Annotated in this window: 23 protein-coding genes and 1 pseudogene; 17 read left to right on the top strand and 7 right to left on the bottom strand. The window is 58.6% G+C overall.

All coding sequences use genetic code 11. The features are described 5' to 3' along the window. The 3 genes from ACESMT_RS19935 to ACESMT_RS19925 all read right to left on the bottom strand — a co-directional run. On the bottom strand, nucleotides 1-282 hold a 282-nt coding region (locus ACESMT_RS19935; protein ID WP_372828336.1), incomplete at its 3' end, for a sensor histidine kinase N-terminal domain-containing protein. Nucleotides 283-505: 223 nt separating this feature from the next. Beyond that, nucleotides 506-1,180, bottom strand: a complete 675-nt coding sequence (locus tag ACESMT_RS19930) for a response regulator (protein ID WP_372828335.1) — start codon at nucleotides 1,178-1,180, stop codon at nucleotides 506-508. Between the two features lie 114 nt (nucleotides 1,181-1,294). Next, nucleotides 1,295-1,798, bottom strand: a complete 504-nt coding sequence (locus ACESMT_RS19925; protein WP_372828334.1) for a MarR family winged helix-turn-helix transcriptional regulator — start codon at nucleotides 1,796-1,798, stop codon at nucleotides 1,295-1,297. A gap of 165 nt (nucleotides 1,799-1,963) precedes the next feature. Here ACESMT_RS19925 and recA point away from each other — a divergent pair, with 165 nt between their 5' ends. Together recA and recX are read left to right on the top strand one after the other, a co-directional pair. Then, nucleotides 1,964-3,088 carry a recombinase RecA gene (recA, locus tag ACESMT_RS19920; protein WP_372828333.1) on the top strand — a complete coding sequence of 375 codons (1,125 nt, stop codon included), beginning with the start codon at nucleotides 1,964-1,966 and terminating at the stop codon, nucleotides 3,086-3,088. 65 nt (nucleotides 3,089-3,153) lie between these two features. Next, nucleotides 3,154-3,648 carry a recombination regulator RecX gene (recX, locus tag ACESMT_RS19915; protein ID WP_372828332.1) on the top strand — a complete coding sequence of 165 codons (495 nt, stop codon included), beginning with the start codon at nucleotides 3,154-3,156 and terminating at the stop codon, nucleotides 3,646-3,648. A 115-nt stretch (nucleotides 3,649-3,763) separates the two neighbouring features. Here the strand turns inward: recX and argC are convergent, their stop codons facing one another. Beyond that, nucleotides 3,764-4,684, bottom strand: a complete 921-nt coding sequence (gene argC, locus ACESMT_RS19910) for an N-acetyl-gamma-glutamyl-phosphate reductase (protein WP_372828331.1) — start codon at nucleotides 4,682-4,684, stop codon at nucleotides 3,764-3,766. 198 nt (nucleotides 4,685-4,882) lie between these two features. Between argC and sucC the strand changes: the two genes are divergently transcribed. The 15 genes from sucC to ACESMT_RS19835 all read left to right on the top strand — a co-directional run bounded on the left by sucC (nucleotide 4,883) and on the right by ACESMT_RS19835 (nucleotide 22,827). Beyond that, entirely contained in the window at nucleotides 4,883-6,043 is a 1,161-nt protein-coding gene (sucC, locus tag ACESMT_RS19905) for an ADP-forming succinate--CoA ligase subunit beta (RefSeq protein WP_372828330.1), read from the top strand. A 16-nt stretch (nucleotides 6,044-6,059) separates the two neighbouring features. Continuing rightward, a complete protein-coding gene (gene sucD, locus ACESMT_RS19900) occupies nucleotides 6,060-6,953 on the top strand; it encodes a succinate--CoA ligase subunit alpha (RefSeq protein ID WP_372828329.1) in 894 nt (297 codons plus the stop codon). A gap of 85 nt (nucleotides 6,954-7,038) precedes the next feature. Then, a complete protein-coding gene (locus ACESMT_RS19895) occupies nucleotides 7,039-7,740 on the top strand; it encodes a TerC family protein (RefSeq protein WP_372828328.1) in 702 nt (233 codons plus the stop codon). A gap of 199 nt (nucleotides 7,741-7,939) precedes the next feature. Then, entirely contained in the window at nucleotides 7,940-10,666 is a 2,727-nt protein-coding gene (locus ACESMT_RS19890; RefSeq protein ID WP_372828327.1) for a CHASE2 domain-containing serine/threonine-protein kinase, read from the top strand. 10 nt (nucleotides 10,667-10,676) lie between these two features. Beyond that, nucleotides 10,677-11,462: a Stp1/IreP family PP2C-type Ser/Thr phosphatase gene (locus tag ACESMT_RS19885; RefSeq protein ID WP_372828326.1), complete on the top strand. Its 786-nt coding sequence runs from the start codon at nucleotides 10,677-10,679 to the stop codon at nucleotides 11,460-11,462. Nucleotides 11,463-11,500: 38 nt separating this feature from the next. Then, the gene (locus ACESMT_RS19880; protein ID WP_372828325.1) at nucleotides 11,501-12,145 is read left to right on the top strand and encodes an FHA domain-containing protein; all 645 of its coding nucleotides are present in this window, start codon (nucleotides 11,501-11,503) and stop codon (nucleotides 12,143-12,145) included. A gap of 65 nt (nucleotides 12,146-12,210) precedes the next feature. Then, entirely contained in the window at nucleotides 12,211-14,460 is a 2,250-nt protein-coding gene (locus ACESMT_RS19875) for a CHASE2 domain-containing protein (RefSeq protein ID WP_372828324.1), read from the top strand. A gap of 33 nt (nucleotides 14,461-14,493) precedes the next feature. Next, nucleotides 14,494-15,285 carry a 3',5'-cyclic-nucleotide phosphodiesterase gene (locus ACESMT_RS19870; RefSeq protein ID WP_372828323.1) on the top strand — a complete coding sequence of 264 codons (792 nt, stop codon included), beginning with the start codon at nucleotides 14,494-14,496 and terminating at the stop codon, nucleotides 15,283-15,285. After that, a complete protein-coding gene (locus tag ACESMT_RS19865; protein ID WP_372828322.1) occupies nucleotides 15,282-17,687 on the top strand; it encodes a GspE/PulE family protein in 2,406 nt (801 codons plus the stop codon). Before ACESMT_RS19870 ends, ACESMT_RS19865 begins: the two co-directional genes overlap by 4 nt. Nucleotides 17,688-17,799: 112 nt before the next feature. Further along, on the top strand, nucleotides 17,800-18,108 hold the full coding sequence (locus ACESMT_RS19860) for a helix-turn-helix domain-containing protein (RefSeq protein ID WP_372828321.1): 309 nt from the start codon (nucleotides 17,800-17,802) through the stop codon (nucleotides 18,106-18,108). Next, nucleotides 18,105-19,328 (top strand): type II toxin-antitoxin system HipA family toxin, encoded by a 1,224-nt coding sequence (locus ACESMT_RS19855; RefSeq protein WP_372828320.1) that lies wholly within the window; start codon nucleotides 18,105-18,107, stop codon nucleotides 19,326-19,328. Before ACESMT_RS19860 ends, ACESMT_RS19855 begins: the two co-directional genes overlap by 4 nt. A gap of 24 nt (nucleotides 19,329-19,352) precedes the next feature. Further along, complete coding sequence (locus tag ACESMT_RS19850; protein WP_372828319.1) at nucleotides 19,353-19,523, top strand: hypothetical protein; 171 nt, start codon at nucleotides 19,353-19,355, stop codon at nucleotides 19,521-19,523. Nucleotides 19,524-19,559: 36 nt separating this feature from the next. Further along, the gene (locus ACESMT_RS19845; RefSeq protein ID WP_372828318.1) at nucleotides 19,560-21,896 is read left to right on the top strand and encodes a tetratricopeptide repeat protein; all 2,337 of its coding nucleotides are present in this window, start codon (nucleotides 19,560-19,562) and stop codon (nucleotides 21,894-21,896) included. Nucleotides 21,897-22,021: 125 nt separating this feature from the next. Continuing rightward, the gene (locus ACESMT_RS19840) at nucleotides 22,022-22,444 is read left to right on the top strand and encodes a pilin (RefSeq protein WP_372828317.1); all 423 of its coding nucleotides are present in this window, start codon (nucleotides 22,022-22,024) and stop codon (nucleotides 22,442-22,444) included. A 62-nt stretch (nucleotides 22,445-22,506) separates the two neighbouring features. Then, entirely contained in the window at nucleotides 22,507-22,827 is a 321-nt protein-coding gene (locus ACESMT_RS19835) for a hypothetical protein (protein WP_372828316.1), read from the top strand. Nucleotides 22,828-22,911: 84 nt separating this feature from the next. Here the strand turns inward: ACESMT_RS19835 and ACESMT_RS19830 are convergent, their stop codons facing one another. The 3 genes and pseudogenes from ACESMT_RS19830 to ACESMT_RS19820 form a co-directional block, all read right to left on the bottom strand. Next, nucleotides 22,912-23,631, bottom strand: a complete 720-nt coding sequence (locus ACESMT_RS19830; protein ID WP_372828315.1) for a class I SAM-dependent methyltransferase — start codon at nucleotides 23,629-23,631, stop codon at nucleotides 22,912-22,914. After that, nucleotides 23,628-25,355, bottom strand: a complete 1,728-nt coding sequence (locus ACESMT_RS19825) for a methyltransferase domain-containing protein (RefSeq protein WP_372828314.1) — start codon at nucleotides 25,353-25,355, stop codon at nucleotides 23,628-23,630. The genes ACESMT_RS19830 and ACESMT_RS19825 overlap by 4 nt, the downstream gene beginning before the upstream one ends. A gap of 59 nt (nucleotides 25,356-25,414) precedes the next feature. Next, nucleotides 25,415-25,499 (bottom strand): annotated as a pseudogene (locus tag ACESMT_RS19820) (IS6 family transposase); the annotation flags it as partial.

Genomic DNA, 25,499 nt, shown 5'->3' with positions numbered 1-25,499 from the left:
GCCCAGCACCTGGTAGAACACCAGGTCGGTATCGTCGGCGCGCAGGATTTCGCGCGCCGACGCCGTCAGGTTGAACTGCACCTGCTTGTTCTTGACGACGATCAGCTTGGACAAAGCCTGCACGTTGTATTCAAGCGCGCGGTCAAAGGGCTTGTCGGCGATGTTCTGCGCGACCAGCCAGGTCAGGGCCAGGCTGATCGGCCACAGCAGCAGCAGTGGCGTGAGCATCCAGTCCAGGATCTCGCCGAACAGGCTGCGGCGCTCACGCTGGAAAAGTCTCAGTGCCACGGCGTGAAAAGCGCGGTGGCGTTTTCATCAAGCCAGCAGGGGCCGCAGAACCGGCTTTGCCGGGCCGCAGGCGCAGCGGCCCCCTTGGGGGGCAGGGAGTTACGCGAAGCGAACGACCGTGGGGGCCAGGTTTTTCCGCTGGGCCGCGCCAAGGAAAAATGCGCCCCCTCGGGGGGCAGGGAGTTACGCGAAGCGAACGACCGTGGGGGCCACATACCTAGCCAGGGATTTTTTCAAGGCAATAACCCAGTCCGCGCACCGTGGCAATCCGCACCGGGCCTCTTTCAATTTTTTTGCGCAACCGGTGGATGTAGACCTCGATCGCGTTGTTGCTGACCTCTTCGCCCCATTCACACAGACGCTCGACCAGCTGGTCCTTGCTGACCAGGCGGCCGGCGCGCTGCAGCAGCACTTCGAGCAGGCCGAGTTCGCGTGCCGACAGCTCCACCATCTGGCCGTCAATCGTGGCCACCCTGCCCGCCTGGTCGTAGACCAGCGGGCCGTGTTTGATGGTGCTGCTGGCGCCGCCCATGCCGCGGCGTATCAGGGCGCGCACACGCGCTTCCAGCTCTTGCAGTGAAAAGGGTTTGGCCATGTAGTCGTCGGCGCCGTAGTCCAGGCCCTTGACGCGTTCTTCGACGCTGTCGGCGGCGGTCAGGATCAGCACCGGCAAGGCCGAGCCACGAGCGCGCAGGCGCTTGAGCACCTCCAGGCCATGCATTCGCGGCAGGCCCAGGTCCAGGATCAAGAGGTCGAACTCGGTGTTGGTCATCAGCGCGGCATCGGCTTCGGTGCCGCTGGCGACATGGTCGGCCGCCGCACCCGAAGCGCGCAGCGTGCGTAGCAATCCGTCTGCCAGCACTTGGTCATCTTCTGCAATCAAAATGCGCATGCTTGTCTCCTGGGGGGGGATGCCTGCACGCTCCGGCGGAGGTGTAGTCTGAAACGGCTCTGGGGCAGTTTTTCAAATTCTAGGCTTTTATCTGCTCCGGTTTGCTGACAGAGCTCAAGTGCTGGAATAGGCTTCCAGCCCGAGTGCCACCACGGTCGCCACGTCGGTGCCGACGGCCTGGCGGAATTCGGTTTCGGCCTGGCTGACTGCGCTGCGAAAAGCCTGCAGCCAGAGCAGACCGGAGGCCGTAAACAGAACGGTCCGGGCGCGTTTGTCGTGCGGGTCGGCCTGGCGGGTGACCAGGCCCCAGGCCTCGCACTGGTCCACCAGGTCGCCCATGGCCTGCTTGCTCATACCGGCGCTGGCGGCCAGATCGGTCAGGCGCGAACCGTCCACTGCCAGGTGCCGGGTGATGTGGATGTGTGCCGCTCCTACCTGTGCGCGCGCAGCCAGATTCGACAGCGCCAGCGGCACATCGACGTCACGCGCCATCAGCACCAGCACGCGTTCGTCAAAACGCCGCAAGGCGTGGCCGAGCAGGCGGCCCAGATGGGTGAGGCGCCAGTTTTCCTCGTCGGTGGGTGCTGCGGCGGGGGCTGAAACAGGGTTCGAATCCATGCCAGAAATAGTACGCTAATTGATCAGTCAAACTGACTAAAAACAAGGTTTACTTATTTATATAGAAGTCATAAAGTACTGGTCATGCATCCAGCGCTGTGATTAAAAGCAGAGCCGGAATTCGAAGCAAAAGTAGTTACTTCACTGACCCTCAAGGAGTTTTCCATGGACCTGCCGAACAAGACCAACCCCGCCCTGAACACCGAAAAAGCCAAGGCTTTGCAAGCCGCCCTGGCCCAGATCGAGAAGCAGTTCGGCAAAGGCACCATCATGAAGCTGGGTGCCGGCGAAGTGATCGAAGACATCCAGGTGGTGTCCACCGGCTCCCTGGGGCTGGACATCGCGCTGGGCGTCGGCGGCTTGCCGCGCGGCCGGGTGGTGGAAATTTATGGTCCGGAGTCGTCTGGCAAAACCACGCTGACCCTGCAGGTGATTGCCGAAATGCAAAAACTCGGCGGCACCTGCGCCTTTGTGGACGCCGAACATGCGCTGGACATCCAGTACGCGCAAAAACTCGGCGTGAACCTGCAAGACCTGCTGATCAGCCAGCCCGACACTGGCGAGCAGGCCCTTGAAATTGTCGATTCGCTGGTCCGCTCGGGCGCGGTCGATCTGATCGTGATTGACTCGGTCGCGGCGCTGACACCCAAGGCCGAACTCGAAGGCGAAATGGGCGACTCCCTGCCCGGCCTGCAGGCCCGCCTGATGAGCCAGGCGCTGCGCAAGCTGACGGCCCACATCAAGAAGGCCAACTGCATGGTCATTTTCATCAATCAGATCCGCATGAAGATCGGCGTGATGTTCGGCTCGCCCGAAACCACCACCGGCGGCAATGCGCTGAAGTTTTACGCCTCGGTGCGCCTGGACATCCGCCGCATCGGCTCGATCAAGAAGGGCGAGGAAGTGGTCGGCAACGAAACCCGGGTCAAGGTGGTCAAGAACAAGGTGGCTTCGCCCTTCAAGATGGCGGAGTTCGACATCCTCTACGGTGAAGGCATCAGCCGACTGGGCGAGGTGCTGGACCTGGGCGTGGCCGGCCACATCGTCGAGAAAGCCGGCGCCTGGTATGCCTTCAACGGCGAAAAAATCGGCCAGGGCCGCGACAACTCGCGTGAATTTCTCAAGGAAAACCCCGAACTCGCCATCGAGATCGAGAACAAGGTGCGCGAGTCGCTGGGCATCCCCTTGATCCAGGACGCGGCGGGCGGCAAACCGGAAAAGGCCGACAAGGCCGAAAAAATCGACAAGGCGGACAAAGCCGAGAAAGCGCCCAAAGCCGCTGCAGTATGAGAAAAAGGGCCTTCAGCCCCTGCCCTGCCTGAGTAATCAGCTATCGAAAATGTAGCAACTGAGCCGTGACTGCCAACATCACAGCGGGTCCACCCACCCCATCGCCGGGCTTCGGCCTGTCCTTGAAGGGCCGGGCCTTGCGTTACCTGGCAGCGCGCGAACATTCGCGCGCCGAGCTGGAACGCAAGCTGGCCGCACATGCCGAGTCGCCAGCACAACTGGCCCAGGTGCTGGACGAGTTGCAGGCCAAGGACTTCATCAGCGAGGCGCGGGTGATCGAGTCAGTGATCAACCGCCGGCAAGCCAAGCTGGGCGCGTCGCGCATCAAGTACGAGTTGCAAGGCAAAGGACTGGCGCCGGAGGCGGTGCTGCATGCGCTGGACGGCTTGAAGGCCACCGAGGTCGAGCGAGCCCGGGAAGTCTGGCGTAAGAAGTTTGATGCTAAAACCGGCGCGGCAACAGATGCTGCTGCCCGCGCCAAACAAATGCGCTTTTTGGCAGCGCGGGGTTTTGGGGCGGATGCGATTCGCCGCGTGGTGTCCCAATCAGGGGACGACTAGGCCCCCGGCTGTCATTGCGGGCCTGACCCGCAATCCCTGCGACGTTCGCCCGTCAGGTCGTCAATGTGCCATGGATCCCGGATCGAGTCCGGGATGACGGTCGTGGACTGCGGCTTTATAACCCCAGCATTAACTCCAGATTTTGAACGGCCGCGCCGGAAGCACCCTTGCCAAGATTGTCCAGCCGCGCAATCAGCACGGCGTGGCGGAACTCCTCGTTGCCGAAAACGCGCAGCTCCATCTTGTTGGTATCGTTCAGGCCCAGGGCATCAATCGATGTGCTGCCCTCCACGGGCTCCACCGTCACCCACGGGCTGTCGGCGTAGTAGCTTGTCAACACATCCTGCAATTGCGCTGACGTAGGCCGGCCGGGCAGCAAGTCCAGATGCAGGGGCAGTTGAACCAGCATGCCCTGTTTGAAGTTGCCGACAGAGGGCGTGAAGATGGGGCGGCGTGTCAGGCCGGTGTACCGCATGATTTCGGGCAGATGTTTGTGTTGGAGGTTCAGCCCGTAGACCTGGTAGAGCGGCGCCGTGCCGGCCTCATAGTCCTCAATCATGCTGCGTCCACCGCCGGAATACCCGCTGACAGCGGGGATGGCCAGTGGAAAGTCCAGCGGCAGCAGGCCGGCCTCGACCAGCGGTCGTATCAGCGCAATCGCGCCGGTGGAATAACAGCCGGGGTTGGCCACCCGATGGGCGTTGGCGACCGCCTCCCGCTGGCCGGCCGCGAGCTCGGGAAAACCAAACACCCAGCCCGGCACCGTGCGGTGCGCGGTGGAGGCGTCAATGATTTTCGGGCCCTGTCCGTTCTCGCGCGTCAGTTCGTCGATCATGGCCACCGACTGGCGGGCCGCATCGTCATGCAGGCACAACACCACCAGATCCACCGTGCCCATCAGTGCGCGCTTGGCGGCCGCATCCTTGCGCAACTCAGGTGCGATGCTGACAAGTTCGATGGCGGGCATGGCCTGCAGGCGCTCCCGGATCTGCAACCCTGTGGTTCCTGCTTCGCCGTCAATGAAGACCTTGGCCATGTCGCTTGTCTCCTGTGGAAATTGCTTATAAGTTGCGTGTCAGGCGCGCACAATAATTGTGCATCGCAACATGATACAGTTCTGCGCTGCTGCCTGCAGTGATCGAAGGCGTTACATTTTGGTGAATTCTGCGGATCTGTGGCAGATTGACATCACTTCGGTGAACGCCCCTTTTTACCGACTCCTGGAAGTAATTTCATGAAAATTCACGAGTACCAAGGCAAGGAAATCTTGCGCAACTTTGGTGTCCCCACTCCACGCGGTATTCCTGCGTTCACCGTGCAAGAGGCCGTCGAAGCCGCCCAAAAACTGGGTGGGCCGGTCTGGGTGGTCAAGGCACAGATCCACGCTGGCGGACGTGGCAAGGGCGGCGGCGTCAAGCTGGCGCGCAGCATCGAAGACGTGAAAAAACTCGCCGGCGAAATCCTCGGCATGCAGCTAGTCACGCACCAGACTGGCCCTGAAGGCCAGAAAGTCCGCCGTCTTTACATTGAAGACGGCGCCGACATCCAGAAAGAGTATTACATCTCTGCAGTGACCGACCGTGAGTCGCAAAAAGTGGCCTTCATTGCCTCCAGCGAAGGCGGCATGGACATTGAAGAGGTGGCTCACTCCAACCCTGAAAAGATCATCAAGGTGTTTGTCGACCCGCTGGTCGGCATGACCGACGCCCAGGCCCGGGAAATAACGTCCGGTATCGGCATGCCTGCTGATTCCGTTGCGCAAACCGTCGACATCCTGCAAAAGCTCTACAAATGCTACATGGAGACCGACGCGTCGCTGGTTGAAATCAACCCGCTGAACCGCAACAGCAAGGGCGAGGTCGTGGCCCTGGACGCCAAGTTCAACTTCGACGCCAACGCTTTGTTCCGCCACCCTGAAATCGTTGCCTACCGCGACCTGGACGAAGAAGACCCGGCCGAAGTCGAGGCCAGCAAATTTGACCTGGCCTACATCAGTCTGGACGGCAACATCGGCTGTCTGGTCAACGGCGCAGGCCTGGCCATGGCGACCATGGACACCATCAAGCTGTTCGGCGGCGAGCCAGCCAACTTCCTGGACGTGGGCGGTGGCGCCACCCCCGAGAAGGTCACCGAAGCCTTCAAGATCATGCTGAAGAACCCCGATGTCAAAGGCATCCTGGTCAACATCTTCGGCGGCATCATGAAATGCGACACCATCGCCGACGGCGTGATCACCGCCTGCAAGGCCGTGAACCTGTCGGTTCCGCTGGTCGTGCGCATGAAGGGCACCAACGAAGACCTGGGCAAGAAGATGCTGGCTGACTCCGGTCTGCCCATCATCGCAGCAGACACCATGGCCGAAGCCGCGACAAAAATCGTCGCTGCCGTCAAATAAGCCCGGAGCCAAGAACATGTCTATTTACATCAACAAAAACACCAAAGTCATCACGCAGGGCATCACCGGCAAGACCGGCCAGTTCCACACCCGCATGTGCCGCGACTACGCCAATGGCAAAGAGGCCTTCGTGGCGGGCGTGAACCCGAAAAAAGCCGGCGAAGACTTCGAAGGCATCCCGATTTTTGCCAACGTGACCGAAGCGGCCAAGGCCACTGGCGCGACAGTTTCAGTGATCTACGTGCCGCCAGCTGGCGCTGCCGCAGCGATCTGGGAAGCGGTAGAAGCCAACCTTGACCTGGCCATTTGCATCACCGAAGGCATTCCCGTGCGCGACATGCTGGAAGTGCGCAACCGCATGAAAGCCAAGGAAGCGGCTGGCGGCAAGAAAACCCTGCTGCTGGGCCCCAACTGCCCCGGCCTGATCACACCCGAAGAAATCAAGATCGGCATCATGCCCGGCCACATCCACCGCAAGGGCCGCATTGGCGTGGTCAGCCGCTCCGGCACGCTGACTTATGAAGCCGTGGCCCAGCTGACCGAAATCGGCCTGGGCCAGTCCAGTGCCGTCGGCATTGGCGGCGACCCGATCAATGGCCTGAAACACATCGACGTGATGCGTGCCTTCAACGACGATCCGGAGACGGATGCCGTCATCATGATCGGCGAGATCGGTGGACCGGATGAGGCCGAGGCGGCCGTCTGGTGCAAAGCCAACATGAAAAAGCCCATCGTCGGCTTCATCGCCGGTGTGACGGCACCGGCCGGCAAACGCATGGGGCACGCCGGCGCGCTGATCTCTGGCGGTGCCGACACGGCTGACGCCAAGCTTGAAATCATGGAAGCCTGCGGCTTCACCGTAACGCGCAACCCCTCAGAAATGGCGAAATTGCTCAAAGCGCTGCTGTAAATTCCGGAAAATTGAGGCCGGTCAACTGTCAGGCCGATTGTCTTCGCTGACAATCGGCCTTTTCGATTCTCTTTGAGAGGTTTCCATGGAAGAGTTCATGACGGCAAGCTTTTGGCTTGCGGTAGGCCAGATCATCATGATCGACATCCTGCTGGGCGGCGACAACGCGGTGGTGATTGCCCTGGCTTGCCGAAATCTCCCTCCGAAGCAGCGTACCCAGGGCATCATCTACGGCACCATGGGTGCCATCGTTCTGCGCGTGATCTTGATTGCTTTTGCGCTGGCCCTGCTGGCGGTGCCTTACCTCAAGGTCGTTGGCGCTGTGTTGCTGCTCTGGATCGGCGTGAAGCTGCTGCAGCCTGAAGGCCAGGACGACCACAACATCAGCTCCAGCGACAAGCTCTGGGGGGCTGTTAAAACCGTGATCATTGCCGACTTGGTGATGAGTGTGGATAACGTGCTGGCGATTGCGGGGGCGGCGCAGGGGGCGCACCAGGATCACCAGTTGGCCCTGGTCATTTTTGGCCTGCTGGTCAGCATTCCCATTATTGTCTGGGGCAGCCAGCTGGTCCTCAAGCTGATGGGGCGTTTCCCCTTCATCATTACGCTTGGCGCCATGCTGTTGGGCTGGATCGCGGGCCAGATGGCATACACCGACCCCGCGATCAAGGCCTATGTGCCCGAGTCGGCAATGTGGGGCTATGTAGCGGCGGTGGTGGGTGCGCTTTTTGTGCTGGCTGCGGGCAAGTGGATCCAGGCGCGTCAGAAGCCCGCCAACGCGGCCTGAGCGGCTTCGGGTTGCGTTGACACGGTACCTTCGCCCTTGCGGTACCGATCGGTAAAAGGGCGCGTGAGACGTGCAAAAGTCCCTTGTCCGGCTTGAAGGCGTCTGTTAATGTCCGCACTCAGTGTATTTGTAACCGACCCGTAACGAAATCGGGTCGGCAAATGCACAATACAAACCGGTACAAGCCGAAGTACCAGGTTTGGACAACCAGGACAAGGGGCGGGACGTGGCCACATCATCGAGGAAGCGCGGACAATTCTGGCAAGCCGATTGGTTTGTCGGCGTCCTCGTTGTGCTTGCCGTGCTGGTTCTGCACAGCGTGACCGACTTCTTTGGCGCCCTGGAACGGCGTTATTACGACTTCGCCAGCACCAGCACCTCGCGCCAGCCCTCCGACCGCATCGCCATCATCGCTATTGATGACCAGAGTATTGCCAACATCGGGCGCTGGCCGTGGCCGCGCGATGTGCATGCGCAGCTGATTGACCAGCTGGCCGCAGCCAAGTCAAAGACGATCGCCCATACGGTCTTCTTTTTTGAACCGCAAACTGATCGCGGCCTGGTCTTCATTCGCAAGATGAAGGAAGCGCTGGGACCGCTGGCGGACCCGGCCACCGCCCCAGGCGGACTGCCCGAGCAATTGGGCAAGGTGATTGCCGAGGCGGAGATTGCGTTGGATACCGACGCCAAGCTGGCCGCGAGCATGGCCAAGGCCGCGAATGTGCTGGTGCCCTCGGTGTTTGTGCTCGGGGAGCCCCAAGGGCGGCCCGACAGTCCTCTGCCCGCTTACGCGCTCAAGAGCACTATTGACGAGCAGCAGAACTTTTCGCTGCCCGCCGTTCGCGGTCAGCAGCCGATCAAAGTCATAGGCAGCAGCGCGGCGGGCATCGCCCATCTGAACCAGCTTCCGGACGTGGATGGCGCCGTGCGGCAGGAGCCCCTGCTGATCAACTATTTTGGCAAGGCCGTGCCGTCAATGGGTTTGCTCGCAGCGGTCAAAAGCCTGAACCTGGATGTCGCGGACATCCGGCTCAACAACGGCGAGTCGGTGCAGATTGGCAAGCTGCGCATAGGGACTGACGAGGCCGCACTGATGCTGCCGCAGTTTTACCGGGGCCGGGACGGCAAGCCGGCCTTTGCGGTGGATTCTTTCTACGACGTGTTGTCCGGAAAAATTCCAGCCAGCAAATACACCGACAAAATTGTGATCATTGGCGCCACCGCAGCCGGTGTGGGTACGCAGTTCCCGACGCCCGCCGGGCCGGGGCTCTCGCCGGCGGAGACCATCGCCCACATCACCTCCAGCATTCTGAGTGAACATTTCATTGTTCAGCCGACCTGGGGTTTGGGGGCCACGCTGGGTGTGCTGCTTGTGGTTGCCGCTTATCTGATCGCTGGCGTGCCGCGCTTGTCTGCGGGCAAAGCTGCACTGGTGACCATGGGCTTGTTTGTACTGCTGCTGGGCACCGAGTTTGGCTTGCTGTCGGCATCGGCGACCTGGCTGAAACTGGTTTTTCCGGCGGCGCTTCTGGTGATTGGGCATCTCGCCCTGACGACCAAACGCTTCCTCATGACTGAGGCCGGCAAAATCCGCTCTGACGAGGAGTCGGCCGAAACCAGCCGCATGATGGGCCTGGCGCTGCAGGGGCAAGGGCAGCTGGATATGGCGTTTGACCGGTTCCGGCGCGTGCCTTTTACCGACGCGCTGATGGACAACCTGAACAACCTTGCGCTCGATTTCGAGCGCAAGCGCCAATTCAACAAGGCGCAGGCGGTGTATGAATACATGGCCGGTCACAACAAGAACCACAAGGACCTGCAGGCCAAACTCAATCGCGCCAAAAACCTGTCGGAAACCGTGATTCTCGGCGGCGGGGGCACCCACCCTGGCGGCACCATGCTGCTCGATGGCGGGGGCGTTGAAAAGCCCATGCTGGGCCGTTACCAGATTGAAAAGGAATTGGGTAAAGGCGCCATGGGCGTGGTCTACCTGGGCAAGGACCCGAAAATTGGCCGTGTGGTGGCCATCAAGACCATGGCGCTGAGCCAGGAGTTTGAAGGCGATGAGCTGACAGACGCGCGGGAGCGGTTTTTCCGTGAGGCTGAAACTGCCGGGAGGCTGCAGCATCAGAACATCGTGACGATCTTCGACGCAGGTGAAGAGCATGACCTGGCCTACATTGCCATGGAATTCCTCAGGGGGAAAGACCTGGCGGATGTCACCAGAGCGGGCCATCTGCTGCCTGTCTCCAAGGTGCTGTCCATCGTCGAGCGGGTGGCCGAAGCGCTGGCTTATGCGCATAAACAGAATGTGGTGCACAGGGACATCAAGCCGGCCAATATCATGTACGACCCTGACAGCGATACCGTCAAGGTGACCGATTTCGGGATTGCCCGCATCACGGATTCGAGCAAGACCAAAACCGGCATGGTGCTTGGAACCCCCAGTTTCATGTCCCCGGAACAGATTGCGGGTAAAAAAGTCGATGGCCGCTCGGACCTGTATTCGCTGGGTGTGATGCTGTTCCAGATGCTGGCGGGTGTCTTGCCTTTCCGCGGAGACTCCTTGGCGGAGCTGATGTACAAAATCGCCAACGAGCCGGCGCCGGATATCCGCATCATCCGGGGGGAGCTGTCGGGTCGGCTGGCCGACATCGTTGCACTGGCCCTCAACAAAAACTCAGAAACCCGCTACCAGGAGGGCGACCAGCTTGCCGCTGATTTGCGCGCCGCCATCGCCGAATTGTCAGGGGCACCACCCGGCATGTCGGCCCCGGCGGCTGCGCAGACTGCCAGCGCGACTGGCAGCAGCGAAAAAACGGTTGCTTTTCCCGCTGGAGAAGCCCCTGCATTTGAGAAGACGATTGCTGCACCCGCCTCTTTTAACACCCCGGCAGACCATGCCGATTCCCCTTTGAAACCATAACAAAAATACGATGAATTACGAGATTTACATCCAGACCGACCCTGGCCTGATACGGGACAACAACGAAGATGCGGTGACATTTGATCCCGCTACCAACCTGTGCATTCTTGCCGACGGCATGGGCGGCTACAACGCAGGCGAAATAGCCAGCGGCATGGCGACTGCGTTCATCAAGTCCGAGCTGGCGCGATGGTTGTCGCAGGCCGGCAGACACGCCAACTCCAAGGAGATGCGGCGCGCGATGGAGATCTGCGTCGAGAACGCCAATCATTCCATTTTCAATGCAGCCAACTCCAATCCACAGTATTCGGGCATGGGCACCACCTTGGTGGTCGGGGTGTTCCAGAGCGCGCGGCTGATGCTCGGCCACATCGGTGATTCACGCTGTTACCGCTTGCGGGGAACCCAGTTCCAGCAGATCACCAAGGACCATTCCCTGCTGCAGGAGCAGATTGATGCGGGCCTGATCACGCCCGAGCAGGCGCTTACGTCGGTGAACAAAAATCTGGTCACGCGAGCCCTGGGGGTTGAGGATGCGGTGTTGCTGGAAGTCAACGAACATCGCGTTGAGCTGGGCGATATTTACCTGATGTGCTCTGATGGCCTGTCGGACATGGTTGGCGACGAGGAGATTGCAGCTATTCTATTGAGATCGAAGTCACTGGACCAGATGGGTCGCGACCTGGTTGTTGCGGCCAATAATGCTGGCGGACGGGATAATATTTCAGTATTGCTGGCGCAAGCCAGCGAGGCCTCAGCAAAACGCGGGCTACTATCCAGAATGTTGGGAAAATAGCAGATGAGTGCCAAAGTAAAAATAGACTGGAGTCGGCCATGCCGAAAATGATCGTCTCTATTGACGGTGTTGTCATCAAGGAGTTTCAGCTGACCAAGGACCGCACGTCCCTGGGGCGGCGGCCCTACAACGACATCGTCATCGACAACCTGGCGGTCAGCGGGGAGCATGCTGTTCTGCTAATGTCCGGCAATGAGGTATTCGTCGAGGACCTCAACAGCACCAACGGCACTTACCTCAACGGTAAAGCTGTCAAGAAACAGCAGCTGAACAACGGCGACATCGTAGAAATTGGCAAATACAAGATCAAATACGTCAATGAAGCCGCCAGTGCGGGCTTCGAAAAAACGATGATCATCAAGGCGGGCTCGGTGGCGCCAACGGCCAGTGCAGCGGTACCCGCGCCGGCGGGGGGCGGTACCGGCACTGCGGCTATCAAGGTCATGTCCGGTGCAGCGGCCGGTCGCGAGGTGGCCTTGGTCAAGGTGGTGACCACCATTGGCAAACCCGGCGTCGCGGTGGCGGCCATCACCAAAAGGCCGCAGGGCTTTGTCGTGGCGCACGTCGAAGGAGTCAGCAAGCCGACCCTCAACGGCATGCCCATAGGCGACGAGCCGGTGTCTCTGAAAAACGGTGACGTCCTCGAGCTCGCGGGGACTCAAATGCAGTTTGTTCAGCGTTGAGCCAGATGCCTGAAGGTCGCTGACCGGAACACTGCCTTCAGGCGCTGCTTTCTCAGGGGCCCACCATGCGTCATTTTCTCCGGCACTGGCCTCGCATTGCCGTCACACTGATTCCGCTCATCTTTGCTCTGCTGCATGCCGGCGGAGTCATGCGCATCGACGTGCTACAGCGCCTCGACGACATCCTGTATGACGCGCGGCTGCGCGCCACGATGCCGCGTACACTGGATGAGCGCATTGTCATCGTCGATATCGACGAAAAAAGCTTGGCTGAAGTCGGTCGCTGGCCTTGGGGGCGCGACAAGCTGGCGTTACTGGTGCAGGAGTTGCTGGGGCAGCAAAGAGCCGCGCTGCTCGGTTTTGATGTTTTTTTCCCCGAACCTGACGATAGTTCGGGGCTCAAGCGTCTGCTTCAGCTTGCGAAGAACGAGCTGCGCGACCAACCCGGGTTCAGCGAGAGGGTGGCCCAATTGCAGGGATCGCTGGACTACGATGCGGTCTTTGCCAAGTCGCTGGAAAAGCAACCCGTGGTGTTGGGCTATTACTTCACCAGTGACAGCGGAGGACTCGTCAACGGTGTCCTGCCTGCCCCGGTCATGCAGCAGGAGGCATTGCGCGGACGGCCAATCCGGTTCGTCAGCTACAGTGGCTACGGGTCCAATATCGAGCCGCTGGCAAGCGTGGCTTCCTTGTCCGGTCATACCAACCCGATTGTGGAAGGGGATGGCGTTGTCCGCTCAATCCCCGTGATTGCGGAATATCAGGACAAATATTACGAGTCTTTGTCCCTGGCAATGTTTCGCCTGCTGACAGGGTTACCCAGCGTAGAGCCAGGCTTCCCCCAGGAAAAATTCCTGTCCCGCAACTATCAGGGCCTGGAGAGCATTTTGCTCAGGCAGGGCAGCAAGACGATGGCACTTCCTGTGGACCAGCGAGTGACAACCCTGGTGCCATTTCGGGGGTCCGGCGGACCCAATGGAGGCTCCTTCAAGTACATCTCGGCATCCGATGTATTGGCCAAACGCGTGGCACCGGGGCAATTGAAAGACAAAATCCTGCTCCTGGGCACCACTGCGCCGGGCTTGCTCGATCTGCGGGTGACCCCTGTGGGAGAGGCTTACCCCGGTGTGGAGATCCACGCGAACATGATTTCCGGATTTCTCGATGGCAAAGTCTTCGTCAAACCAGACTATGCAGTGGGCTATGAGGTGCTGGTCCTTGTCCTGTCGGGGTTGACCCTTGCATTTGCGTTGCCGCTGCTGTCAGCGCCCAAGGCTGTAGCGACCAGCGTGGGTGTGACTGCAGCGCTTGTCGGCCTCAATTTCTGGCTTTATTCGGCCTACGGTCTGGTTTTGCCGCTTGCCACCGCGCTGGTCATGGCGCTCACCGCGTTTGCGCTCAACATGAGTTACGGCTATTTTGTCGAGAGCCGCTCCAAGCGCGAGCTGGCCAACCTGTTCGGGACCTATGTGCCGCCCGAGCTGGTTGATGAAATGGTCAAGGACCCCGACAGCTACACCATGAAAGCGTCGGCCAAGGAGTTGACGGTGATGTTCTGCGACATGCGTGGGTTCACCAAGATGTCCGAGACCATGGAGCCGACCAAACTGCAGGCATTGCTCAACAGTGTTTTCAGCCGGTTGACCGACCTGATTCGCAGCAATCGCGGCACCATCGACAAATACATGGGGGACTGCGTGATGGCATTCTGGGGCGCACCCGTCGACACGCCGGATCATGCCGGCCTGGCGGTCAAGACTTCCCTGGAAATGGTTGGCGCGGTGCGCCAGCTCAACAAAGAGCATGTTGCCGCTGGCCTGCCGGAAATCGGCATAGGCATCGGGCTGAACACCGGAAGCATGTGTGTCGGCGACATGGGCTCTCACATACGCCGCAGTTACACGGTGATTGGCGACTCGGTCAACCTGGGGTCGCGCCTGGAAGGCTTGTCCAAAACCTACGGCGTGGATATCGTTGTGAGCGAGTCCACACGCAAGCTCGCCCCTGATTTTGCCTGGCAGGAGCTTGACAGGGTTCGGGTCAAAGGCAAAGATCAGGCAGTCGCGATCTTCTGGCCCGCGTCGTCCCTGGGCCAACTGGACAAGCAGGCCAGCAGCGAGCTGAAGACATGGACTTTGGCGCTGAAGGCCTATCGCGACCAGGACTGGGACGCTTGCGATGTGCATTTGCTTAACTTACGGCGCATGAATGCGCAAAAGTACCTTTACCGGCTGTACGCAGAGCGTGTAGCCTCCATGAGGCTGCTGCCATTTGACCCTGAGTGGGACGGCGCGACCAATTTCGAAACCAAATAAGCGCAGCTTGCCCGCGCATCAAGCCAAAAGACCATGAGAGTACGTGTACTGGGTTGTTCGGGAGCCATCGCCAAGGACTGCAGGACCACGTCTTTCCTGCTTGACCACGACGTGCTGGTCGATGCGGGAACCGGGGTCGGTGACCTCACGCTGGACGAGATGCGCGGCATCGACCATGTCCTGCTCACGCACTCCCACCTGGATCACGTGGCGGCTTTGCCGCTGATGGTTGACGCCATCGCCGCGCAGCGGACAACGCCGATACAGATTCATGCCTTGCAGGGCACAATCGATGCGTTACGTGCGCATATTTTCAACGACACCATCTGGCCGGATTTCTCACGAATCCCGACGCCGGAAGCGCCGTTTGTGAGTTTCCATCCGCTGACTATTGGACAGACGCTGTTGCTCGGTGGCAAGCTGGTGGAAGTATTGCCTGCTGTGCATACCGTCCCCGCTGTCGGTTATGCGGTCGCTGCCAGTGCGGGTTGCTGGGTCTTTACTGGCGACACCGAGCGAAACCCGGCACTCTGGGCCCGTATCAATCAGCTCAATGTGGCCATGCTGGTGATTGAAACAGCTTTCAGCAACAGGGAGCGCGATCTGGCTGTGCGCAGTTTGCACTTGTCGCCGCACGCACTTGCGAGTGAGCTCGACTGCATCGACAAGGGCAGAAATTATCCGATTTACATCACCCATACCAAGCCGGCGGAAACGGATTTGATCATGGCCGAGATCCAGCGCTTTGACCAGACAGCGCCGTTTGGCCCCAACGTTACCCATGACATCCGCTGGCTGCGCGCGGGCCAGGAGTTTGAACTATGAGTGCCGTCGTACAACGAGACCACGAAGACGCGTTTTTCGACTCGCAGATGCTTCCTCCGCAAGAGCGGGGGGTCACCTTTGAGGCGCTTTACTTTCGCCAGTTGCAGCTGGTGACCAACCGCATCCACGAGACTGAAAACATTGACCAGATCATGCTGGAAGCCAGCCAGGACATCTGCAAGCTGTTCAATGCAGACCGCCTGACCCTTTACGCCGTCAATGAGGACCGCACCTCCATTATTTCAAAAGTCAAAACGGGTCTCAATACCAGCCGAGACCTCAAGCTGCCAATCAGCGCGCAAAGCGTGGCGGGGTATGTGGCACTGTCAAAGACCATGGTCAACATTGCCGACGTTTATGACGACGAGGCGCTCAAGAAAATCCATCCGGGTCTGAGCTTCTTGCAGGAGGTGGACAAACGCTCGGGTTATCGCACCAAGCAGATGCTGGTTGCCCCCGTGATGGATGGCAACACACTGTACGGTGTTCTGCAGGTGATCAACAACCGCAGTGATCAGCCTTTTGCCCGTCTCGAAGAGGACGGCGCGCAGCAGCTGTGCAAAACCTTGGGAATTGCCATTCGCCAGCGCATGCAGAAGGTCGAGGAGAGCCAGCGGCGCAGAGCGACCAAATACGATGGACTGGTTGCCGACGGCGTTTTGTCCCAGGGCGAGTTATCTCAATGTGTTCAGAAAGCGCGTGAGGAAATCCAGTCTGTCGAGCATCTGCTCATGGCCGACTACCGTATACGGCCCGCGCAGATCGGCGCATCGCTGGCCAAGTTTTTCGGTGTGCCTCATGAGGCCTTTAATGCCGGGCGCATACGTTCTGAAATGCTGCACGGCTTGCTCAAGCGGCATTTTGTCGAGCAGCAGGGCTGGATGCCGCTCGAGGAGACGCCCGAGGGCCTGGTCATCATGTGTGTGGATCCCGAGGCTGTGCGAGGGGCTCGGGTGGTCCCGCAGGTTTTTCCGAAGATCAGCAAGTTTGCTTATTGCGTTACAACGCAAACCGAATTTGACGAAACGCTGAGCCAGCTTTTTGGTGCCGGCAACGAGGGCGGCTCCATTGACCAGCTCCTGGCCGACATGGACTCGCCGCTGGAAAACGATGCCAACGACGATTCGGCGCTGGAGTCGGCCGCCGCCGACAACGAGCTGGTCAAGTTCGTCAACAAAGTGATTATTGACGCTTACAAGCAAAAGGTGTCTGACATTCACATCGAACCCATGCCTGGCAAAGCCAAGACCGGTATCCGGTTCCGCATCGATGGCACCTTGCAGCCTTACATCGAAGTACCGGCCCAGTTTCGTCAGGCCATGGTCACCCGGCTCAAGATCATGTGTGATCTGGACATTTCCGAAAAGCGCAAGCCGCAGGACGGCAAGATCAAGTTCAAGAAATACGGGCCACTGGATATCGAATTGCGTGTAGCCACCATACCCTCAGCGGGCGGCGTTGAAGATGTGGTTATGCGGATCCTGGCCGCCGGCGAGCCCATTCCCCTGGAAAAACTCGGTTTGACCGCGCACAACAAGGAGCGGCTTGAAAAAACGGTTTCCAAGCCTTATGGGTTGTTTTATGTCTGCGGACCGACTGGCTCAGGGAAAACGACCACGCTGCATTCCATTCTGAAATTCCTGAACACGCCAGACACCAAAATCTGGACGGCCGAAGATCCGGTCGAAATCACCCAAAAGGGCTTGCGCCAGGTTCAGATCAACAAGAAGGCTGGCATTGACTTTGCGCTGATCATGCGTGCTTTCCTTCGCGCCGATCCAGACATCATCATGGTCGGCGAGTCACGCGACAAGGAAACTGTCTCCATGGGGGTAGAGGCTTCACTGACCGGGCACATGGTGTTCTCCACGCTGCACACCAACTCGGCCCCTGAATCCATCACCCGCCTGCTGGACATGGGCATGGACCCTTTCAATTTTGCCGACGCCCTGCTGGGCATACTCGCCCAGCGACTAGCTAAAAAACTTTGCGATTGCAAGCAGGCCTATCAACCGGGCGCACAGGAACTCAAGGAGTTCATCAGGGAATACTCCGAAGAATTGCGGAACACCGAAGCATGGAAAGCCGACGCCGGTGGTGAGTCGCAACAGCTGCTCGACGGCTGGATGGAGCGGTATGGCAAGGACGGCCACCTCGCCCTTTACAAGGCAGTCGGTTGCGACAAATGCAATCAGACCGGCTACAAGGGCCGTATCGGCTTGCACGAGTTGATGATTGCCGATGATGCAGCGAAAAAACTGATTCAGGAGCGGGCACGGGTTGCCGAGCTTTTTGCAGCGGCGGTCAACAGCGGGATGCGGACGCTGAAAATGGACGGGATGGAGAAGGTGCTGATGGGCTTGACGGATCTGAAGATGGTCCGGTCGGTTTGCATCAAGTAACTACGGCGCTCCCAGCAGGCCCAGTGTTGGCAATTATGCTACGTATAAGCTGCAAGTTCAAAGTATTCCCATATAATGCTACCAATAAGTAACATTAACTAGGGATCCGCGAGTGCCTACCGAGCTGTCCGAAGTCGACCGTCATCACTTGGTTAGTTTGCAAGACGTAGGCAGGGCTGTAGGCACGCTACGCAGGCAGGCCAAGCTGTCCCAAACCGCGTTAGGCCAAGCGGCAGGCTTGTCGCGCATGCCGGTGTACCGCCTGGAGGCGGGGCGAGACATTTCTCTGCGCTCATTTTTGGCACTGCTGCAGGCGCTCAAGCTGCAGCTCGCCTTGCGCCCTGCGTCGACCGAGCCTTTGCGCGCTGCGGACCTGAAAGCTGCATTTGCGCATCTGCATGCCGAGGACGACGTGCCATGAGCCTGCCAGAAAAGCTCAAAGACCTGAGCCTGTTTGTGGCCAACGCCGAGCAGGCCAGCCTGGCTAAACGATCAGTGTATTCGCTGAGCTATGCCGCTACAGCACAACACGCGGTGGGCTTGAGTTTGCCAATTGTTGACAAAGTCTTCCAGGACGGCGATCTTTTTGCTGCACTGGACATGAATTTGCCTGAGGGTTACTTGTTTGAGCGCATCGTAGACCGTTATCCCAAATTCGCATTAAGCAAAATGCACTTGTTGGCCTTGCAGGGTGCTGGCGGCATTGGTCGCGTTAGCTATGCACAACCCGGACAATCGGCACCACCCTTGGCAGGCCAGGTATCGCGTGCAGAGCTTTTAAGCGGCCATCGCAGCCAAGCCTTGTTCCATGAGTTGGTAGAAACATTTTTGGGAGCGGGTTCTGCGCTGTCTGGCGTACAGCCCAAGGTGATGGTGCCAGTACAAGGCAAAGCAATTGTTTCTGCGCCCAACGTCATCATCAAGACCGAAGGCGCGCGCTATCCCGGCCTGAGCGCCAATGAATGGATGTGCCTGACCGCCGCGCGCTGCGCGGGCCTGACGGTGCCGCAGTTTGATCTGTCGGCTGATGGACAGCTCCTGGTGCTGGATCGTTTTGACATTCTTGCCGACGGTACGCGGCTGGGTTTTGAAGACATGGCTGCGATCATGCAACTGCGTGTGCGCGACCGCTTGTCCAGCCGAAAATATATCGGCAGCTACGAGGACATCGCCACCGCCTTGCGCCTTGTCTGCACCGACGCAGTGGCAGCGCTGGAGCAGTTTTTTGGCTATCTGGCGCTCAGTGTGCTGGTACGCAACGGCGACGCCCATCTCAAAAACTTTGCGGTGCTGTACGACGGCCAACGCACCTGGCTCAGCCCACTCTATGACCAGGTGACTACCACCATCTATACCTATGAGCGTCCCGGCGGCATCGAGTCGGCGGACAGAACCATGGCGCTCAAACTGCGCCGCGGCGGGCGCAGCGGTGAGGCATCCCGCGCGCGCAGCTACCCCACCCCGGACGAACTGCAAGCCTTTGGCCGTGACGTATGCAGCGTGCACCACCCTGCCGCCGTCATCGCACGCGTGCAGGAAGGCATGCGCCAGGCCCTGACGCTTGCGCAGCACAACAGCGCAGTGCCGCCCAAGCTTCGGCTGGCGATGGCGCAGGCTTGGACGAACGCGGGGCTATCGTGACAAGGCCACGGTTGGGACGTACTGATGATTGCCGATGATGCAGCGAAAAAACTGATTCAGGAGCGAGCTCGGGTCGCCGAGCTTTTTTCTTCGGCGGCAAACAGCGGCATGCGAACGCTGAAAATGGATGGGATGGAGAAGATACTGATGGGGTTGACTGATATACAGATGGTTCGGTCGGTTTGGATCAAATAAAACCGTGCCGGCTTTAACGAGCCGACTGTCGGCTGCATGGCCTTATTGCATCGGTATGATGCTGTTTTTGCTTTCGTCTGGATCTGGCACATGTTGAAGCAGTTAGTGCGCACAATCTTTTCAAAAGGAACTCGTTCCTGGACTGTTGAAGAGGTTCGTGAGCTGATTCTTGAAGGAGATCTGGAGCGCGCGCAGGAGGCTGCGGGTCAACTTCACCCGGCGACACCGAGGCGTGATTTGACCCGGGACTGTATCCTGGCCGAAATAGCGTTTCGCCAGGAGCGGGATGCTGATGCTGAAGACGGCTTTCGCGCTGTGCTCAAAGAGGCTCCGGGTTTTGCCGACGCGCATTATGGTTTGTCGCTTTTGTTGCTGGAGCAAGGGGAGACGGAGGCTGCCATTGAGCATGCGCAGTTTGCAAAAAACGTCACCGCCAACGATGCGCGCTATCTTGCGCAGCTGGGCTGCTGTCAGGTCACGGCAGGGAATTTCCCCAGCGCAGAACTGCCGTTGACCCAAGCTTTGCGTTTAAATGACAAAGACAAAGCCGCCTGGAATAATTTGGGCCTTGTCTATCTGGCTAAACAGGAACCGGGCGATGCCCACGCATGTTTTTCGAAGGCGCTGAAGCTGGACCCCACATTCGCATTGGCCTTGCAGAATCTGGCATACCTTGAAAGCGAGATGCATGCTGCCGGGGCTGTGTTTACGCCAGCTTCAGCCAGCCCCGAGCGTGCGGACGAAGTCATTCCGGAGGAGCGTGCGCCCTGGCGACAACTTTGGGATGAAGTGGATGCTTTCAGAAAGGCCGGGCAGGCGGATGAAGCGCTTGCCCAGGCAGAGGCCATTTGCATGGAATGGCAGGATACTGCCGAGCCAGTGTGCGAGCTCGATAGTTTGTATCGCGCGCTCGGCGACCCCCGCAGCGGCATGGATGTTTTACGGGCTTACCTGGTGAGGCATCCAGATGACGGGCAAATACATGCTGCCGTGGGAGCCTCACTCCTTGGTTCAAACGACAACGCGGAGGCTGAACGCCACTTGAACCGCGCCATAGAGGAAGGCTTCGAAAATATCAAGGTGTTGAGCGATCTTGCTCAATGTCTGAGCAACCTGGAAAAACACGCTGAAGCCCTTGAGGTCAGGCGACAGGTGTTTGAGCTGGAGCCGAGCTTTGTGCATCAGGCCCAACTGGCCGCAAGCTTGTCCACGGCCTGTTATTACCCAGAAGCCATTGCGCTGTTTGACGACCTGATTGAGCGGGAGCCGGAGCGAAAGAGCTTGTTTCTGGTGTCCTATTCGGTGGTTCAGGCCTACAGCGGACATTTCGACAAGGCGCTGGCTTTATTGAATGAAGCCCTGGCGATCCAGCCTCGCGACGCCAATTTGCATCTGCAGCGCGCGCAGATAAATTTGTTGCTGGGCAATTTTGCAGAGGGGTGGGCTGGCTACGCCTACCGCGGATTGGCCTATGCCCGTCAGTACCGGGTTTTGCCTTTCAAGAAGTGGCGCGGCCAGGATATAGCCGGCAAATGTATCGTGGTGCTGGCCGAGCAAGGTCTGGGCGATCAGGTGATGCTGGCGTCCTGTTTGCCAGACCTGTTGGCGCTGGGGCCTGCGCGCGTGGTTGTCGAGGTGATCGGGCGGGTGGCCCCGACCCTGGCCCGCTCGTTCCCCCAATGTGAAATCGTCTACACCAAGCAGGACAAAAAGATGGAGTGGGCAAAGACTGTAGGGGATGTCGATTACTTCGTGCCTCTCGGAGATTTGCCGCAGTACTTTCGGACAAGTGTCGAGGCCTTTCCGGGTAAGGCGTACCTGAAGGCGGATCCGGATCGTGTCGCGTACTGGTGCCAGAAACTTGAAGCGACGGGCCCCCGGCCATGGATCGGCGTCTCCTGGCGCGGCGGGTTGCAGGCTACCCGCCGTGTGCTGCGCTCAATGTCCCCGGGTGAGCTGGCGCCGATGACGACAGCAGTGGAGGCAACCTGGATCAGTCTGCAATATGGCTCGGTGGACGAAGACCTGGAAATTGCCGAGGCATCCAATGTCGTGTTGACGCACTGGAACGAAGCGATTGCGGATCTTGACGAATTTGCTGCATTGATTGAGTCACTGGATGCTGTTGTGACGGTGTGCAATACCACCGTTCACTATGCTGGCGCCCTGGGTAAAAAGGTACTCGTGCTTGCGCCGCACATTCCGGAATGGCGTTATGGGCTGACCAGCACCCATATGCCTTGGTACCCTGATGCCACGGTGCTTCGACAGCCCCGCCCCAATGACTGGCCCGGCGTTGTCGGCGAGGCCACCGAACGTCTGAAGGACATTTTTTTGACACAGGATGACAAATTTGTCGCACATCCCGGCTAAAACCGCGATTTTCCCGAAAAAGCTTAGCGGTTTGGCTCCTTTTTGCTTGGCATGGGAGTTGCGGGCTTTAGCTCGCACGACCGTACTTGCTGTCGCGCATTTAGGTAAACTAACAAGGAGTTCTTATGAAATCTATGCAGAAGGGTTTTACCCTTATCGAGCTGATGATCGTCGTGGCGATTATCGGCATTCTGGCGGCGGTGGCATTGCCTGCTTATCAGGACTACACCATCCGCGCTCGCGCTTCTGAAGTCATCTTGGCAGGCTCCTCAGCGCGTACATCTGTGACTGAAGCGGCACAACTGATTAACTCAATGGAAATCGGCGCAACGGCTGCCAGTGCTATCCAGCTTGGCATTTCTTCCTCGAAATTCGTGTCCGACTCTGGGGTGGGTAATTCGGGAACGATTGTCGTGAATTCGAAAGACGCGATCGGTACGACTTCGTTTGCCGTTACCCTGGCACCTAGTTGGACCGGCCAGACGGTGGTCTGGACCTGTAACGCATCTATCGCCAAGTACGCGCCAGCTTCTTGCCGCGGTACCTGATCGTTAACCTTTAGATGGTGGAAAGGCACAGCGCTGTGCCTTTCCACAAGTCAGGACTTTCGATGCTGAGCTTTCTTCGCCTGAGGCGAAAATCCGAAATCAAAGATTTCGCAGTTGATCTGGCAGGCCAGATTGCCAAACGATATCCTCCGGCCCTGGACAGTCAGCCGGGCAAGCGTCCCTCCGTGAATCGCTTGACCCGAATTACCGAAGACGCTTGCGTCAAGGCCATCGAGTTCCACGACAGCAATAAACTGGGTTGGTTTTCCAGGGCGCGCCTGGGCAATCATTTTCGTTGGGCGTTGACGGAACTGGGCTACACCAAAGAGTTTGTGGACTTTGCTACAGAAGCCATAATCGTCCACATCAGCCGTAAGCGCTAAAGCAAAGGGCGATACCTATATCGCTCTCACCTTGAATTCCCCCACAGTTCCGAACTCAAAACCGCCTTCAGTACCAAAGCCGATTCAGCGGAGAGAATGCTTCTTCCGAAAATAAGCCAGGTCCTGGAAGCTTGGGACCTGCCGGTGGCCTTCCGAGCCAATAGCAAGTGCAAATGGAGCGGCCTTGGGACGCTTTTCAAATACCACCATCGAGTCGTAGAACGACACGCTGTACAGATGCTCCGCCAGCCATGCGGTTTGATTTCCAGGATCAGCAAAAAACGGCGCATTGACCTGGTCGAGTACAAGCTTCCCGTACTCTATAAAAGTGCCCTGCTTGCGGATATCCCCCCCAAAGTCGGGAAGATAACTGGTGTGAGTGTCCTCAACAATATACACACCGGTAGGTGAAAGTTGAGGAAAGAGTGTCTCAAAGCTAGCGATCTGATGGTCGAAGACATGGCTGCCGTCATCGATAACGATGTCAAATGGGCCGTGCGTCGCATTTACATCATTCAGAAAATCGCGGTCAGTCTGTGAACCGATTTCAATGTGAATGTTGCCCGATTCAACCCTCTTGCATTTTGGGTTAATATCAATGCCAACAATTTTCTCGGCGCGCGGGAAGTACTTTTGATAGAGCTGAAGGCTGCCGCCGTTTTGCACGCCAATTTCCAGAATCCGGCAGTGTTTGTTTCTATGCGGTGCGAAGTAGCGCTCATAGACTTCAAGATATTGCGCCCATTTTGAGCTGACATTTCCCGTGTGGGCTATAAAAAGTTCGGCAAAAGTGGGCGTGTTCATTCGGCACCCTCCGAAACAGGCTTCTCCCCAACCAATCGCATATCCCGCGGCTCTCTTAGTTTGTAGACAGCGGCTTCCTGGCGGACATTGACCAAGCCAACGCTTTGCATGAGTTGTGCGAGGCTGTAAGGCGTGTAACCCCAGCGGTGAATCATCAGGGGGTCTTTCCAGCCAGGGTCTCCATAAAAAACCCACATGCTCCTCTGTCCAGCCTTGTCCGGACGGGATCCAGCTTCAGGCTCGGCAAGCAGCGCTTCGCAAGCGCTCAGCAGGTTGGGGCATTCAAGAATCATGCTGCCGCCAGGTTTGAGTACGCGCAACCATTCCCGCAAGATGTTCTCGATTTCCCAGCGCCAGAAATGCTCGACAACATGAATGGCCATGATTTCGTCAGCATGGTCATTGTCAAAGCAAGTCAATTTGTGCAGGTCGCATATGACATCAGGAGATTTTCCTGCCCGTGCCTCCACGACGTCTACGTTCACATAACCCGGAAGAATTTTGTCGCCGCAGCCGAGGTTCAGGCGGACAACGGGCGCCGGTTTGGCCGGGGGCGGGGAGTCCATTGTTGGTCGATGGTTCTTGGGACCTTGGGGTCTGGCGCCCTTCAGTCGAAATGCACGGAGCCACTCGTTGGCCACTTGAACAACATCATGGCGGGTCCGAACGGCTACCTGACCGGCGGAAAGCTTTTCCATGGCCTGTTCGGGATGCGCGAGATAGTCTTTGATGGCCTGCACGGGATCGTCGGTTAGCGACGTGTAGGGCCGAAATACCTCATAAGCCGGGATGGGGGAGGCGACCACATACCGTCCCGCATTGAGCGCATCGGTAAGCCGATTGGCGGATTTGGCGGCTTTGGCCGTGGCGGAGAGGTCGGAAGGAACGAGAACAATGTCTGCGTCGTCGACGACCGACCATTGGGTTGCCTCATCCCAGGGAATCAGCTCCATCAATGCCGCCGGCTGGTATTTCTGGTTGAAACGCTGAATGTAGTTTTCAATAGAGGCGTTGGCCCGCGTCTCAATCCAGATTAGCAGCGGTTGACCGGCAGCGTAGTCGCCCAGGGCATCGCCCCACCGCTGCATCGAGGGCCAGTTTCCATTGTTTCCGTACCACACCAGCTTCAAGCGATGCGAGGACTTGCTGCCGCCCAACAGCTTTTGAGCCCAGGCGGAAACTCCCTTTGTGGCCTGAAAAACCCGGGCTTTGGCCTCCGGCGACGCCAGTGGATCCCCGACCGTTACAACGGGGCCGTTGCTATGGATTTGCACCGCTTGTGCCAGCACGTCAGACCCTGTGGTGCAAATACTGGCCTGGTTCGCAAGGGCGCGCCAATACGCCCCAACTTGAGGGTTGTGGAAATGATCGTCACTGAAGTCGGCAACGGTCCTAATTCCATGTGAGTTGGCATCTGCCGTCCCGTCAAGAACCTGCAGGGCAAGGCGCTCAAAACGTTGCGGATCATTGTTGGGGAGAAGCTTGCCGATCACACAAACGTCAGGGGATTGCGTGTCGGACCCGGCCATGCCCTTGGTCCAGTTGCTCATCGGTACAAACACGACAGTATGTCCGGCGCGCCGTAATTGCTGAGCAGGAAGAATGGCGCGATAGCGGTTGGACGCTAGTGTGCTCGAAAAGCCACTTTCAAGGTCTCCCTTGATACCGTCGACGATCCAGTGAATGAGCATTGCAGGCGCGGTGTTGTTGAACGGATGATTCAAGACGGTTCTGTCGCAATAGTGAACAAGGGGCGGAGAAAGGTGGCGACGGCGCTTCGAGATCAGAAAGCCAAGCTGTAGAACTGGTCAGCTGCAGACATGGCTTGTCCACCGGGGCAGTGCAACTGCCCCTTCTTGATCATGTGC

The organism is Polaromonas sp. (assembly GCF_041689105.1).
In the GTDB taxonomy this organism is placed as follows: Bacteria; Pseudomonadota; Gammaproteobacteria; order Burkholderiales; family Burkholderiaceae_C; genus Polaromonas.
This window is presented reverse-complemented; position numbering and strand designations above follow the sequence as displayed.